Annotated in this window: 12 protein-coding genes; 3 read left to right on the plus strand and 9 right to left on the minus strand. The window is 33.8% G+C overall.

Going from position 1 to position 14,082, the window contains the following annotated elements; translation table 11 throughout:
* Nucleotides 1–41: 41 nt before the first annotated feature.
* From odhB to Q73A0000_RS06610, 7 genes are all read right to left on the minus strand, one after another.
* A complete protein-coding gene (odhB, locus tag Q73A0000_RS06580) occupies nucleotides 42–1,268 on the minus strand; it encodes a 2-oxoglutarate dehydrogenase complex dihydrolipoyllysine-residue succinyltransferase (protein ID WP_193813276.1) in 1,227 nt (408 codons plus the stop codon).
* A gap of 27 nt (nucleotides 1,269–1,295) precedes the next feature.
* Nucleotides 1,296–1,862, minus strand: coding sequence for a hypothetical protein (locus Q73A0000_RS06585; RefSeq protein ID WP_193813277.1), 567 nt, complete (start codon nucleotides 1,860–1,862; stop codon nucleotides 1,296–1,298).
* Between the two features lie 8 nt (nucleotides 1,863–1,870).
* Nucleotides 1,871–4,675: a 2-oxoglutarate dehydrogenase E1 component gene (locus Q73A0000_RS06590; RefSeq protein ID WP_193813669.1), complete on the minus strand. Its 2,805-nt coding sequence runs from the start codon at nucleotides 4,673–4,675 to the stop codon at nucleotides 1,871–1,873.
* 101 nt (nucleotides 4,676–4,776) lie between these two features.
* Nucleotides 4,777–5,814, minus strand: coding sequence for a polyketide cyclase (locus Q73A0000_RS06595; RefSeq protein ID WP_193813278.1), 1,038 nt, complete (start codon nucleotides 5,812–5,814; stop codon nucleotides 4,777–4,779).
* Nucleotides 5,815–5,898: 84 nt separating this feature from the next.
* Entirely contained in the window at nucleotides 5,899–7,167 is a 1,269-nt protein-coding gene (locus Q73A0000_RS06600) for a glucose-1-phosphate adenylyltransferase (RefSeq protein WP_193813279.1), read from the minus strand.
* Nucleotides 7,168–7,842: 675 nt separating this feature from the next.
* Entirely contained in the window at nucleotides 7,843–8,745 is a 903-nt protein-coding gene (locus Q73A0000_RS06605; protein ID WP_193813280.1) for an IS3 family transposase, read from the minus strand.
* Nucleotides 8,742–9,293, minus strand: a complete 552-nt coding sequence (locus Q73A0000_RS06610; protein WP_193813281.1) for a transposase — start codon at nucleotides 9,291–9,293, stop codon at nucleotides 8,742–8,744. Before Q73A0000_RS06610 ends, Q73A0000_RS06605 begins: the two co-directional genes overlap by 4 nt.
* Nucleotides 9,294–10,167: 874 nt before the next feature.
* Here Q73A0000_RS06610 and Q73A0000_RS06615 point away from each other — a divergent pair.
* From Q73A0000_RS06615 to Q73A0000_RS06625, 3 genes are read left to right on the plus strand one after another with little or no spacing between them, the layout of a single operon-like run.
* Nucleotides 10,168–10,446 carry a transposase gene (locus Q73A0000_RS06615; protein WP_193813282.1) on the plus strand — a complete coding sequence of 93 codons (279 nt, stop codon included), beginning with the start codon at nucleotides 10,168–10,170 and terminating at the stop codon, nucleotides 10,444–10,446.
* A gap of 23 nt (nucleotides 10,447–10,469) precedes the next feature.
* Nucleotides 10,470–11,045, plus strand: a complete 576-nt coding sequence (locus Q73A0000_RS06620) for a DDE-type integrase/transposase/recombinase (RefSeq protein WP_193813283.1) — start codon at nucleotides 10,470–10,472, stop codon at nucleotides 11,043–11,045.
* Nucleotides 11,046–11,068: 23 nt separating this feature from the next.
* Nucleotides 11,069–11,284: an integrase core domain-containing protein gene (locus tag Q73A0000_RS06625; protein ID WP_244140831.1), complete on the plus strand. Its 216-nt coding sequence runs from the start codon at nucleotides 11,069–11,071 to the stop codon at nucleotides 11,282–11,284.
* A 231-nt stretch (nucleotides 11,285–11,515) separates the two neighbouring features.
* On the opposite strand, the gene Q73A0000_RS06630 is transcribed toward Q73A0000_RS06625, so the two are convergent.
* Together Q73A0000_RS06630 and Q73A0000_RS06635 are read right to left on the minus strand one after the other, a co-directional pair.
* Entirely contained in the window at nucleotides 11,516–11,656 is a 141-nt protein-coding gene (locus Q73A0000_RS06630; RefSeq protein WP_193813284.1) for a hypothetical protein, read from the minus strand.
* A gap of 62 nt (nucleotides 11,657–11,718) precedes the next feature.
* The gene (locus tag Q73A0000_RS06635; RefSeq protein WP_193813285.1) at nucleotides 11,719–14,082 is read right to left on the minus strand and encodes a S8 family peptidase; all 2,364 of its coding nucleotides are present in this window, start codon (nucleotides 14,080–14,082) and stop codon (nucleotides 11,719–11,721) included.

Raw genomic sequence — 14,082 nt, forward strand, 5'->3', positions numbered from 1 at the left:
TTAGACGGGATTTATATAATTAGTGAAAATCTTTAAATTAATTAAAGTTCCAATCCTCTTCTTTCGTCTCCTCCTAATAAGAATTCAACCGGATTGTCGATGGCCTCTTTTACAGCAACTAAGAACCCTACTGATTCTTTACCGTCAATAATTCTGTGGTCATACGATAAAGCCACATACATCATTGGACGAATTACTACCTGTCCATCAATCGCCATCGGTCTTTGAAGGATGTTGTGCATTCCTAAAATCGCAGATTGTGGCGGGTTGATAATTGGCGTAGACATCATTGATCCGAAAGTACCACCATTCGTCAATGTAAATGTACCACCAGTCATTTCATCAACTGTAATTTTACCGTCTCTTACTTTTTCTGCCAAAGATTTGATATTGCTTTCAACCCCTCTGAAAGACATGTCTTCTGCATTTCTCAATACTGGAACCATCAATCCTTTTGGACCTGAAACCGCTACTGAAATATCGCAGAAATCATAATTAATTTTATAATCACCGTCGATAGAAGCATTAACATCCGGATATAGTTTCAATGCTCTGGTTACTGCTTTGGTAAAGAAAGACATGAATCCTAGACCTACGCCGTGTTTCTGTGCAAATTCTTCTTTGTATAGTTTTCTGATTCTGAAAATTTCAGACATATCCACTTCGTTAAAAGTAGTCAACATCGCAGTTTCATTTTTCACCATCACCAATCTTGCTGCAACTTTTCTTCTTAGTACAGAAAGCTTAGTTGTGCTAGAACCTCTAGAACCGGTAGTAGCAGATGTTGATCCCATTGCTGGAACCGATGCAAAATCAGCGTCTTGTTTAGTAATACGACCGTCTTTTCCAGAACCGCTCACTTGTGAAGCATCAACTCCTTTTTCGTCTAAGATTTTCTTAGCCGCTGGAGAAGGTGTTCCTGTTGCATAAGTTGCTGCAGGTTTTGCTTCTACTTTTGGAGCTTCCACTTTCGCAGGTTCTGCTGCTTTAACTTCTGCAGCTGCAGGAGCTGAACCTTCCGGTTTTGAAGCAGCGGTATCGATTAAACAAACCACCTGACCAACTTGTACTACTTCACCTTCTTCTGCTTTCAGAGTGATGATTCCGCTTTCTTCAGCCGGTAATTCAAGAGTTGCTTTATCAGAATCTACTTCTGCGATGGGTTGATCCTTTTCTACATAATCGCCGTCTTTTACTAACCACGTCGCGATTTCAACTTCGGTGATCGATTCTCCCGGAGAAGGGACTTTCATTTCTAATATTGACATCGGATATATTTTTTTATTTTTTGTTTATTAATTTAATGATCTTAAAAATGATTCTGGAATAAATTTCATCAGAATCGGAATCTGTTTTTTCTCGAGTAAGGTAAACTTCCAATTTTTTGAATCTGATGAATTCGCTACCGCTACTTTCGAAGCTTTGATTTCATAAAATCCTGAATTTTGATTATAAACTACGTTGTTAAGTCCAAATTCTGACTGAAGTGCTTTGAGTAAATCCTGAGGTTTTATTCCAGGAGCATCAAATTTAGCATCCAAATATTGCTCGTAGTTTATTTTCACATACTTTTTTCCCTGGTCTTCAATAACCGTATCACTTACAACAATCTCTTTCGGCATGTGAATCTTAAATTCAGAATCCTTAGAGTTGAACATTTGATTCATTAATGCAATCATTTGTTCTTTGGAGAATATTTTTAAAAAATCCTCATTAGCGTAAGTATCTATCGCTTTTTCAAAATCCCGGTCTATCATTAAAGTATTGTACTCTCTGAACTGGTTCTCGATTTCAGATTGAATATTCTGAGAAAAACCAAAGACAGAAAAAGTAATACACCATAATAAAAGTACTTTTTTCATTTTCCTTATTAAGCAGTTACCGGTCTTTTTGCAGGCTCATCATTTCTATCAAATACTCTATTGATTACACTATTTTGATTTTTCTCAAACATCTTATGACTTCCCGGCGCTGGTGAACCACTTGGTACTGCAGCAATAACCTGAATTCCTGTATCTCTGAAGTTTCTTAAAATATAACCCCAAGCTCCCATATTCTCTGGCTCCTCCTGAACCCAAAGTAATTGTTTTCTGTTGCCGTATTTTGCAAAAACCTCATCGATTTTATCTTGCTGAAGTGGATACAATTGCTCCATTCTTACCAAAGCAATATTTTCGCAATTCAACTCTTCTTTTTTAGCTAAAAGTTCATAATAAATTTTACCTGAACAAAGAACTAATTTTTCAACTTTTTCTGCGTTTGCAGTTTCATCATCAATGATTGGCTGGAATTCTCCGTTTGCTAAATCTTCGATGGTTGAAATTACTTTTGGATGACGCAATAATGATTTTGGAGTCATTACTACTAAAGGTTTTCTAAAGTTCCATTTCATTTGTCTTCTTAACAAATGGAAGTAATTCGCTGGCGTCGTTGCGTTGGCAACCACCATATTTTCATTGGCACAAAGCCCTAAGAATCTTTCTAATCTTGCTGAAGAGTGTTCTGCTCCCTGGCCTTCAAAACCATGTGGAAGAAGCATTACCAAACCATTTTGGATTTTCCATTTTTCTTCTGCAGCAACCAAATATTGGTCGATGATAATTTGAGCTCCGTTAACGAAATCTCCAAATTGCGCTTCCCAAATTGTTAAAGTATTCGGTGAAGCCATTGCATATCCGTAATCGAAACCAAGCACTCCATATTCAGAAAGGTGCGAGTTATAAATATCGAAACGGTTTTCGCTAACATGCCTTAACGGAATGTATTCTTCTTCGGTATCTTCAGTTTTCACTAAAGCATGACGGTGAGAGAACGTTCCTCTTTCAACATCTTCCCCAGAAATCCTAACATTGTGTCCTTCAGTAAGCAAGGTTGCATAAGCCAACCACTCACCAATTGCCCAATCAATCGTATTTCCTTCAATCGATTTGATTCTATTCTCAAAAAGACGGGTTACTTTATTAATGAATTTCTTATCGAACGGCAAAGTTGACATTTTAATCGCTAAATCCTTTAATTCTTTAGCATCGAATGTCGTATCGACCGCATTGTAAACTGCTCCTTTTGGTGACATTGGTAACTCTTTCCAATCATCTGCCATAAAAGGATCCATGGTGTTTTTTTCAATTTCTTTCGATGCATCATAATCTGCATCTAAAAGTTTCTTGAAAGAAGTTTCCATATTCTTTAAAACCTCATCAGAAAGCATTCCTTCTTTGATGAGTTGTTCTTTATAAATCTCTCTTGGATTCGCGTGTTTTGAAATTGATTTATACAAATTAGGCTGTGTAAATCTTGGTTCATCACCTTCGTTATGACCGTATTTTCTATATCCTAAAAGATCGATATAAACGTCTTTACCAAACTCTGCACGGAAATCTGCCGCGAAACGAATTGCATGTACAACCGCTTCTACGTCATCTGCATTCACATGCATTACCGGAGATTCAGTTACTTTCGCAACATCTGTACAATAGTTAGAAGAACGTGCATCTAAATAATTCGTTGTAAATGAAACTTGATTGTTCACTACAATATGTACTGTTCCGCCAGTTCTGTACCCTTCCAAAGTCATCATCTGGGCAACTTCATATACAATTCCTTGTCCAGCAATTGCACCGTCACCATGAATAATGATTGGTAAAACCTTTTTGAAATCTTTATATTTGTTATCTACTTTAGCTCGGCAAATTCCTTCTACCAAAGCAGCAACAGTTTCTAAGTGAGATGGGTTTGGTGTTAAATTGATCGTAACTTCTTCCCCATTTTCAGTTTTAATTGTTTTAGATGAACCTAAATGGTATTTTACATCACCAGAGAATACGCCTTCAAATTCTTTTCCTTCAAATTCTGAGAAAATCTGTTTGTAAGATTTACCGAAAATATTGGTAAGAACATTTAATCTTCCTCTGTGCGCCATTCCTAAAACAACTTCATCAACCCCTAATTGCGACGAACGCGTAATTAGTTGATCCAATGCAGGAATTAATGATTCACCTCCTTCCAGAGAGAATCTTTTTTGTCCTACAAATTTGGTATGAAGATAATTTTCAAAAGCAACCGCCTGATTGAGTTTTTCCAGAATTTCTATTTTCTCATCAGCAGTTAACTGTGGATGGTTTTCATTGACTTGCAACCATTCTCTAATAAATTTACGCTCGGTAATATTATTAATGTGCATATATTCCACCCCAATAGATTCGCAATAAATCTTGTTCAGGTGGTTGATAAGCTCCTGAAGAGTTGTAGCATGTGGAAGACCTGTAGTGGTCGCAGAATTAAACTTTCGAGATAAATCTGCCTGCGTTAGACCAAAATTTTCAATCGCTAAAGTTGGTTCGTAATGTCTTCTCTCTCTTACCGGATTGGTATTGGTAAAGAGATGACCACGATGTCTGTAAGCCTCAATTAAATTGAGAACCTGAAATTCTTTTTGAATATCTTCAGGAATCTGACCATTAGCAGAAGCTTGATTTGCTAACTGCACCGGTGTAGAAACTTTCGGTGAGTCAGAATTTCTCCCAAAATCATCACCATACCCCTCTAAAGCAAAATCGAATCCTTGGAAAAATGCTTTCCAGGATGGTTCTAATGAATCAGGGAACTTTAAGTATTGTTGGTATAAGTCTTCTATTAACTGAGAATGAGCAGCATTGAGAAATGAAAATTTATCCATCATTTACAAATTATCTGTTTATTTTTATTTAAAGAACAAATTTAACAAAAATAAGTGAGGTACTAAAGCCTTAGAATGGTTAAAAAGCTGATAACTACAAATTATTTGTAAACGGGTAAAGATAATTTCATAACCGTTTTATTATCAGTAGTTGGCTCTTCTAAAAAAGTTTGTTGTAAATCACCAATTCGCATGGTATCATGTTTTGCTTTTGTTAAAAGCTGCTGAATCGCTTTCACTCTACCTTCGTAACTCCCCTGGTAGAAAATCACATAATATTTACCACTTTCTATGGTTCTAAAACTGAAATTATTATCGGAAACTGCTTCTTTTTTAGAGAGAGGAATTCCGTAGAAATAAGAAACTTCTTTATCTTTAAAATTATCTGCATCGTTAATCATAACCGGTTCGCCGTATTCATCATCTTTCTTGGCTAAGTCCATTTTCACATAGTTCAATACTTTGTTATGATTCATGACAATATTTTTGAAAAGAGCGTCTTTAACATTTTTGGTCGTTACATTAATTCCCAAAAGCAATTGACTGTCTTGCTGCTCTACCATGAGGCTGTCGAATTTTAAACTTTCACGCTGCGTTTCTTTATCTACTTTATTTCCTAGAAGATGATAAAGGGTTTTCATACTCTTATCAATATTGCTTATCCAGAAATCTTCAGAAATCAAATTCAAAGATCTTTCTAAAAATGGTCTTTTCGGCGTATGAACATACCAAACGATCTTGGTTTTATCATTTTGTGGAATAAATTTAAGATCAATCGTATAAAGTGTATTTCTCTTCCCTTCGAACAATTGAAGTTTCAATGTCTTTTCGGGATTTTCATAACGAATGAAAATATCTCCGAAGGTGCTATCATCTTTTTTATCCCGATAAGTCATCGCACTTCCTTTCCCTTCATAAGGCGTATAGAATTGTAAAGTCAGGTTTTTATTGTCTGTGAAGAAAGAATTCCATCTGGCGAAGTTCTGCAGATTATTAAACTGGGGATATACTTTATCAATAGGATAATTGATTTCTTTCTCGATGGTGAAATTTTTATTTTCATCCACAAAAGTCATAGAAACAGCATAAACTCCTCCTAAAAATAAAACGATAATAATTCCGAATTTTAACCAACGCATGTGGCAAAAATAGGGAAAAAGACGCGAAAAAAAACACGGTACTAAAAATAGTACCGTGTTGCTATATTTAAAAAATGAATGTTCTTAAGGAATTTGAGTTCCAGGTGAAATCACTGCATTCTTTTTTACGATGACAATTCCATCCTTAATTGAATGGTTATCAAAATCTCCATCAGGCAAGTGCTTCCCGCCAATGATTCTTACATTATCACCAATTCTACAGTTCTTATCAAGAATAGCCTGCTCGATATAACAATATTTACCGACGCCTAAATTAGGAATACCACTATTATCATTTGAAACAATATCTTGAGTTTCCTGATAAAAATCTGCACCCATCATATAAGTGTTCATTAATGTACTTCCCTTATCAATACGGCTTCGGTTTCCAACAATAGAATTTTCTATTTTATCTGCCATCACAATACATCCATCTCCGAATATTGCCTTACTCACATAAGATCCCAAAATTTTCGAAGGTGGCAACATTCTCGCTCTGGTATAAATCGGTGATTTACTGAATAAATTGAACTTCGGGAAATCTTTGGTTAAATCTAAATTAGCATCGAAAAATGATTGAATGGTTCCTATATCTGTCCAATATCCATCATATTGAAAACTCAATGTTTTATATTTACCAATACCATTAGGAATTAACTCGCCACCGAAATCATCACCGGTATCTTCGTCAAACATTTTCTTCAATCCATTTTTATTGAAGACATAAATTCCCATCGAGGCCAAATATTCTTTACCTTCTGCCTTATTTTTTTCTGATACTTCAGATTTCCAGTCATTAAGAACATCACTGGATGGTTTTTCTATAAAAGAAGTAATATTTCCTTCTTCATCAGATTTTAAAATACCAAATCCTGGAGCATCCTGAGCATTTACAGGAATAGTTGCAATGGTAATATCGCCTTTGTTACGGCAATGGAAGTCGATCATTTCACGGAAATCCATTTGATACAATTGGTCACCCGAAAGAATAAGGATATAATCATAATCGTATTTATCCAAATGCTTCATCGACTGGCGCACTGCATCTGCGGTACCTTGATACCATTCATCACTTTCGATGTTTTGTTCTGCCGCTAAAATATCTACAAAACCTCTACTGAAAATATCAAAGTGAAATGAATTCTTAATATGAGAATTCAAGGAAGCAGAATTAAACTGCGTCAATACTAAAATCCTGTTAAAGCCAGAGTTAAGACAATTAGAAATAGGAATATCTACTAACCTGTACTTACCTGCAATAGGAACCGCCGGTTTGGAGCGCGAATGAGTTAAAGGAGACAACCTGGATCCTCTCCCTCCACCAAGAACAATAGAAATAACACTGGGCTTCATAGATGTATTTTTTAATAGATTACTAAATAATGTTGCTTAACAATATTACTATTTTTCCCGTACTAATCAAAATAAAACAGGATGATTAATACCACTATCCTTATTTATTTTAAATAATAAACTCGAAAATAATAAAGTTAAGGAAAATAAAATTTGGCTTGATGAGCCGTAGTATAAAATGACAGTAGTTTCAAATTTTAGACCAAAGAAATCTTAGTTAAAACTATAATGAGTTTAAGAATGGTTGTTGTAGCTTAAAACAACATCACAATTAGTATTCGACAACACTCCGTCATCTTTTGCCATCGTTAGCGTTGATGACTTTCTAAAAGTAAATCATTCCGATACAAAGTAATAAGGATCAAGAGTAAAAGATGGGAATTAAATCTCAAATCTTAATTTTTCGCAACATTAAGATTTAATGAAGGAATTAATAATTTAAAGACTAATTTATACTTTGCAAGGAATTTTGCGAGTTAGCTTTTTAGTTAAAATATTGATTTTTGACGATTTGGTTTTCATGAACTCCTCATGAACTATCCATGCTTTATCCATGAAGTATCTATGGGGTATCTATGAGTCATCATTTTAAATGACCCGTCCTGAAATAGCTATACAGATTAATAGATAAATCCTGATATAACTATACACTTATAAATGATAATCCTAAATGAACTATACACTTGTATTTTCAAAGGTAAAACTTTTATGATAGTTCTTCCATCTCTTGTTTAATTTTCCTGATCTCAGATGTGCTTGCATTGGGGTTAAATAATCACAACTCGCATGTGGTCTTAATTCGTTGTAAGATTTAATACTTTGACTTATTTGCTTTCCGGTTTGCTCGAACCCTAATGAACTACTATAAAGGTTAAATTCTGTTTTGATAATACCATTAACTCTCTCTGCCAATGCATTTTCATAAGGATCACCATTTTCCGTCATACTAATTCCTATACCGTTTTTAAGCAACAAATCGACATAGTTGTGGGAGCAATATTGCGATCCCCTATCAGAATGATGAATTATCACATCTTTATACAATCTATTATTAAGAGCCATTTTCAACGCATCGATACATCCTTCTGCCGCTAAATCCTGACGAAAGCAGTACCCCATTATTTTTCTTGAATACGCATCTGTTATTAAACTCAGATAGCCCCACTGATTGATTAATCGGATATAAGTAATATCACTGACCCACACTTGTTCAGGTCGTATTACATCAATGTCTTTCACTAAATTACTGTACTTTCTCATCCAATGTCTGGAATCGGTCGTAATGGCTTTTCTTTTTCTTTGGCGGATTAGTAGCCGATGTTCTGATAATAAATCAAACAAATAATCTCTTCCGAAGCTTATTTCATGGGTCTCCAATTTTTTTTGGAGCACATGATGTAGCTTTCTGGTTCCAAGCCTAGGCAAATCTTTTCTAATTTCGATAATCTCCTGGAGTATAACATCTTCCTTAACTAAATTACCCTCCTTCCTCCATAAAGCATCATAGTAAGCATGCCGGGTTTTGCCAAACAATCCACATAAAGCAGCTATTCCATATTGTGGAAAATCCTGTTTCATTTTTGAGACTGCTTGGCACCAGACTTTTTTCTGATATCAATCTTAAGTTGATCTTCTGCTACATCAATAAGCGTATTTAAAGCTTTGATTCTAAGCTCTGCTTCCTGTAACGCCTTGTGCAGTGCTTCTTTTTCTAAATCTTGGACAGATGGTTTTACTTTGGCCATTGGAAGGGTGTTTTCAATACAAATCTCGACTTTTTCTGATTTATATTGTTTAATCCAATCCCGAATCGACTTCTCTGATTTAATATGGTAAGCAATTTTAGCGTCCTTGATTGTCAACCGGCCTTGTTCTATCGCGCTTACAATAGTACGTTTCTGAAGGTTGGTGTAGGTTTTCCGTTTGCTCTTTTCTTGATACTCGAGTGAACCATAGGTCCGCATCCAACTGTCTAATGAGCTTTTTCCTAAACCATAAATTCGAATGGCTTCTTTTCGAGGCAATCCATTCTCTACCTCTTTGACAATTTTTGAAATCAGCCGCTTATCATAATGACCGGTTTTGTGTTCGCGTGAAACATAAATTTCTTGATCTTGATCTGACATATACACTTGTTTTTGTGTATAGCTATTTTAGGACAAGACAAAATGAATTTTTGCTGATCCGTCCTGAAATAACTATACAGATTAATAGATTGATACATTCCGAAATAACTATACAGATTATTCAATAAATCCTGTTATAAATATACACTCGTCCGTAATAATTCGGAAATAAAATATGTAAACGTAAAATTTCATCAAAAAAAAATCTCCCAAATAAATTTGAGAGATTTGCGATCCGGACGGGATTTGTACTTTTTCAGAAAAAACCCTATCCATAAGCTTTATGCTGTTCTTTTGTTTAGTAGGTCACCGAATAGGTCACTTTTATAAACATAATAAAGAGCTTCGTTTTTACTGGTGCAAATATAGCTCATTTTTAACTCTTTCCAAATATTCATCTCACTTTTTTTTAACAAAATAATCAACTACCAGATAATCAAACTATTTTATTTTCATTCACTTCTTTACTTCAGTGATGTAAATATAAATTCTGTATGATCTTGTAAGCAAATAATCTTTCTATTAATATTTTGCAGATGAAATAACATTTGCAGAATATCTAGAAAAAACCGGGGAAAGTTAAAAACATCTTTTAAACCATAGATGAATTTAATAAAGTTGCTAAGAATTCACAAAAATGTTGCTTAACATTAACTGGAAAGTTTAATTCAATATCCAGTGGTCAATTTAAACCGAATTTACATGGTCAATTTAAACCGAATCTAGGTGTTCACTTACACCGAACTTTGAACGATATAATTTAAACCTTTTCCAATAGCACTTAATCCTTTTTCCAACTATGCTGCTCCCCGAAAACCGTACAATTTTATTAGAGAATTTAAGATATAATTATTAATCTTAAATTAGCAAAATTATGTCAAGAACAAGAAGGGTATTTGGGAAAGATTTTAAAGCAAAACTTGTTTTGGAAGCTCTAAAAGAAAAAGAAACATTGGAGGTTTTAGCCAAAAAATACGAGTTGCTTCCAACTCAGATTTCCGCCTGGAAAGCTGAAGCGGTTAAGAATATTTCATCAGTTTATAATCAAGAAAAAACGGTTTCAAAAAAGGAAGAAATTCCTGTAGAGAAACTCTTTGCCAGAATTGGGCAACTAACATTAGAAAATGATTTTCTAAAAAAAAAGTTGAGTTGATTCCGCTTGAGAAAAGAAAAAAAATGCTGAATGCAGAAGAAAAAATAAGTATTCTGAAACAGTGTAAATTGTTGAGTATTAATAGGAATTATTTTTATTACAGTCCAAGATTGGAAGCTGAAGAAAGTGAAGAAATCATAAAGTTGTTGAGAAGTCAATATGCTTTAACTCCATTTTATGAATATCGAAAAATGACGGTTTGGCTTCAGAACAAAGGGCTTTTAGTGAATGAAAAACGAGTTCGAAGACTAATGAAGAAAATGAACTGGCAAACGATTTATCGTGCTCCTAAAACAACAATTTCGAATGTGGAACACAAGAAATATCCGTATTTATTGAAAGGTTTAGCAATCACAAAAAAGAACCAAGTTTGGGCGACAGACATTACTTATATTCCCATGAACAAAGGGTTTATGTATTTAACTGCTATTATAGATTTGCATACTAGAATGGTTTTGAACTGGGATGTGAGCAACTCGATGAATGCAGATTGGTGTGCGAAAATACTTGCTGAAACGATCGAAAACATGGAAAACCAGAGGTTTTTAACACTGATCAAGGAAGTCAATACACGAGTGATATTCACATTAAAACACTGAAAGACAACAATATAAAAATATCAATGGATGGAAAAGGAAGAGCGATTGATAATATTTTTATTGAGCGATTATGGCGTAGTGTAAAGTATGAAAATGTATATTTGCAAGCCTACGAAGATGGAATATCATTATATAAAGGGATGAAAAGGTATTTTGAATTTTATAATAATGACCGTTTTCACCAGTCTTTAAATTACAAAACGCCGAGCGAAATGTATCAACAAAAAGAAGCGGCATAAAATCATTAATACCATTTTTTGGCCTTTGATGGGCCAAAAAATTATTAACAATTTCAGCCCCAGAATTAAAAAAAACTATCTTACTTCTTTGAGAAAAGTTGTTGAAGATTGGGTCGCATCATAGTTTTTAATGCGGTTTATCTCGGCAGTACCCCATTATGTTTTATTCAAGATTTGAGTCGAATTCAAGTTTTAATCAAATATATCGCATATTTGAGCAATGTAAATTATTTAATCATTTGGCTTATGTTTGTGCGGCTTTAAGGTAGGATGTTTTGGCTTATTCGCAGGTGTAACTCGTGGTCTCCTGTCTGGTGTACCATTAGATTTTTTAGGTTTTGGACCTGGTTTGATTGCTTGGATTGTGCTCATAATTAATGTTTTAGTTTGTTATTTGAAAAATACCGATAAATAGTTTTAGTGATATTGAGTGATTAATTTTTTAACTGTACTCTTACGTCTTGTCTTAATTTTATGTTTTGATGAACGAAATTATTAGCATCCAATAACTGCGTTACTTCATTATAAATATGGCCTTCTTTTTTAGTGTCTTTAATAGTTATTATCAGACAAAATTCCTGACTTGGTGAGATTCTTTGCGCATCAGATTTTGTCTCAATAAATTCTCTAAATAAACCCTCTACTTTTAGAAACCAATTTTTGGGGTTTTGTAAAAACTTTTCTTTATTTGTTGGTGTGAATTCATCTAAATTAATAGACCATTTTTTCACTGGCTGAAATTTTTTTCCATACGCAACTAAGACTCTTTCCTTATTGTAAGCGCTTTCAAAATTTTTAATTGCTGTTTTGCTATATAAATTTTGTGAAAGTAAATTTTGAGCACCTTCTTTTCCAATTGGATTGATGACGGTTGCTTTAGACGTATCTCTGTCTTTTTTTACATCATATGATCCAAACATAACATCAATATTAGACTGACAATATTCTGCCGCATTAGAAGAGTCCAATATTGGAGAAGTTACTAATGTTAAAGAAATTTCTCCATAAAAATATCCGTCATCATCAATCATAGATTGTGGATATGGAAAATCTAAAATTTCAATAAAACTTCCTTTTTCAAGATTGTCCTGAAGAATTAGCGTTATTTCATTTGGTTGATTAAATAAAATATCTTGTATATTAGAAGGGATACCAAAACCTACGTGTTTTAGTTTTTCATCAATTGTCATTTTCATTTCTTCTGGATATTTCGAGGAATGAATTGTTAGCGCTTTAAGTAATAATGGATTGAAATCACCACTTAATAAGTTGTCTATGCCAGACAAAATAGATGAAATTCTAGGCGTAGAAAAACTGGTTCCGACCACACCTTTTCTTTCACCTGTTTTGGAAAAAGTATAAACAGGATTTAGTATAAGTACATTATTTTCGTCTAATCCTGCGTTTCCACCAATATGTGATAAATCAGGCTTAATTAGAAACGCGGGACCAGAACCAATTCTGGAAAATGGCGAAGAGTGATTTTTTTCCGATAGATCCGTTGCATTCTTATTTTTGGCAATTGAACCAACAACTAATCCTCTAACTGTATCAGCAGACTGTGAAATTCTACTGCGTGGTTTATTCTCTTTAAAATTAGAGCAATTTCCAGCAGACTTACATATCAGTACATTAGATTCATCCTGAATTTCATCTAAAGCTTTTCCAAAATCTGAAAATTCTGCGGTATCTGCCTCTTTATTTGTGCCAAGGGACAAATTCCATATTTTTATATGGTTATTCTCACTGATAGCCTCTCTAATGTTTTCAATTAGTTCGTCTTCAGATAACCCTTGTGTAGTGTTATTGGGAAAAACAATTGCTTCAAATAGTTTGGCTCCTCGAAATCCCGTGTAGTTTTCTTCTTCAAGTTCATCCCCATATATAATTATTCCAGAAACTGCAGTTCCATGAGCTTTATCAATATCATCTTCATGGTATTTACTAAAGGTTTCTTCTAATATCCACGGTTTTAAATGAGGAATATTTGCAATTCCACTATCTAATACACCTATAATAGGATAATCCTTGTCTTCTTCTGGTGTTTTGATTTCAATGGTATTATCACCCTGTAATTCATCAAGTGTTACGTAATATTTTGGCATTTCTGTAATAAGTTGTACAGCAGAAAATTCTGTCAATTCATCAAAGTTGTCGGCTGTAATATTTTGTACTTTAAATATGTTGAGATCAGCGGAATATAATGTTCTTTTGAAACTAATATTTCTTTCCTTACAAAATTTCTCAAAAGATCTAATTGCCATTAAATTCAGTTCGGAATCACCATAATTAAACAATTTTACCTTTAATGCTTCATCCTCTATATCTTCAAAATTAATTTCAATTTCAGGAACAAACTCCTCTATTTCTTCTATTGCATCAATTCCAATCTTCAAAGATTGGCTTCCTGAAGCTTTTTGTGCAACAGATATTTTTTTATTAATTTTTTCAACTTCTTTTCCGTCTTCAATTTTCACTAATACTTCATCAATATAATTTAAGCCAATGATATTGATTTTTTGAGTATTGAAAACTTTGGCAATTTCTTTTCTATATGTTTTTGCTAAAGCATCATTATTAAGTTTTAATTTTACTACTGTAGGCAAATAGTTTCCATTTTTTCTTTTTTCTAAAATGTCGCCCGAAATAGCATTTAAAGTTTGCATAAAAAGCTCTGCTTTTTGAGGTACAATATCTTCATTAAACCATTTTGGTATAGATGAACTTCCTCCACCTTCTGTATTTCTTTCATCGTTTGTCCTTTTCTGAAAAAACTTTATGGGTAAATTCCTTTCCAT

This window comes from Kaistella flava (ex Peng et al. 2021) (genome assembly GCF_015191005.1).
GTDB classification, from domain to species: Bacteria; Bacteroidota; Bacteroidia; order Flavobacteriales; family Weeksellaceae; genus Kaistella; species Kaistella flava.

Bases quoted from the DNA above. Each gene is read 5' to 3' on its own strand.
- Q73A0000_RS06630 (WP_193813284.1), bottom strand. From the start codon at position 11,656: ATGAGCACAATCCAAGCAATCAAACCAGGTCCAAAACCTAAAAAATCT.
- Q73A0000_RS06585 (WP_193813277.1), bottom strand. From the start codon at position 1,862: ATGAAAAAAGTACTTTTATTATGGTGTATTACTTTTTCTGTCTTTGGT.
- odhB (WP_193813276.1), bottom strand. From the start codon at position 1,268: ATGTCAATATTAGAAATGAAAGTCCCTTCTCCGGGAGAATCGATCACC.
- Q73A0000_RS06595 (WP_193813278.1), bottom strand. From the start codon at position 5,814: ATGCGTTGGTTAAAATTCGGAATTATTATCGTTTTATTTTTAGGAGGA.
- Q73A0000_RS06600 (WP_193813279.1), bottom strand. From the start codon at position 7,167: ATGAAGCCCAGTGTTATTTCTATTGTTCTTGGTGGAGGGAGAGGATCC.
- Q73A0000_RS06625 (WP_244140831.1), top strand. From the start codon at position 11,069: ATGGATGGAAAAGGAAGAGCGATTGATAATATTTTTATTGAGCGATTA.
- Q73A0000_RS06605 (WP_193813280.1), bottom strand. From the start codon at position 8,745: ATGAAACAGGATTTTCCACAATATGGAATAGCTGCTTTATGTGGATTG.
- Q73A0000_RS06615 (WP_193813282.1), top strand. From the start codon at position 10,168: ATGTCAAGAACAAGAAGGGTATTTGGGAAAGATTTTAAAGCAAAACTT.
- Q73A0000_RS06620 (WP_193813283.1), top strand. From the start codon at position 10,470: ATGCTGAATGCAGAAGAAAAAATAAGTATTCTGAAACAGTGTAAATTG.
- Q73A0000_RS06590 (WP_193813669.1), bottom strand. From the start codon at position 4,675: ATGGATAAATTTTCATTTCTCAATGCTGCTCATTCTCAGTTAATAGAA.
- Q73A0000_RS06610 (WP_193813281.1), bottom strand. From the start codon at position 9,293: ATGTCAGATCAAGATCAAGAAATTTATGTTTCACGCGAACACAAAACC.
- Q73A0000_RS06635 (WP_193813285.1), bottom strand. From the start codon at position 14,082: ATGGAAAGGAATTTACCCATAAAGTTTTTTCAGAAAAGGACAAACGAT.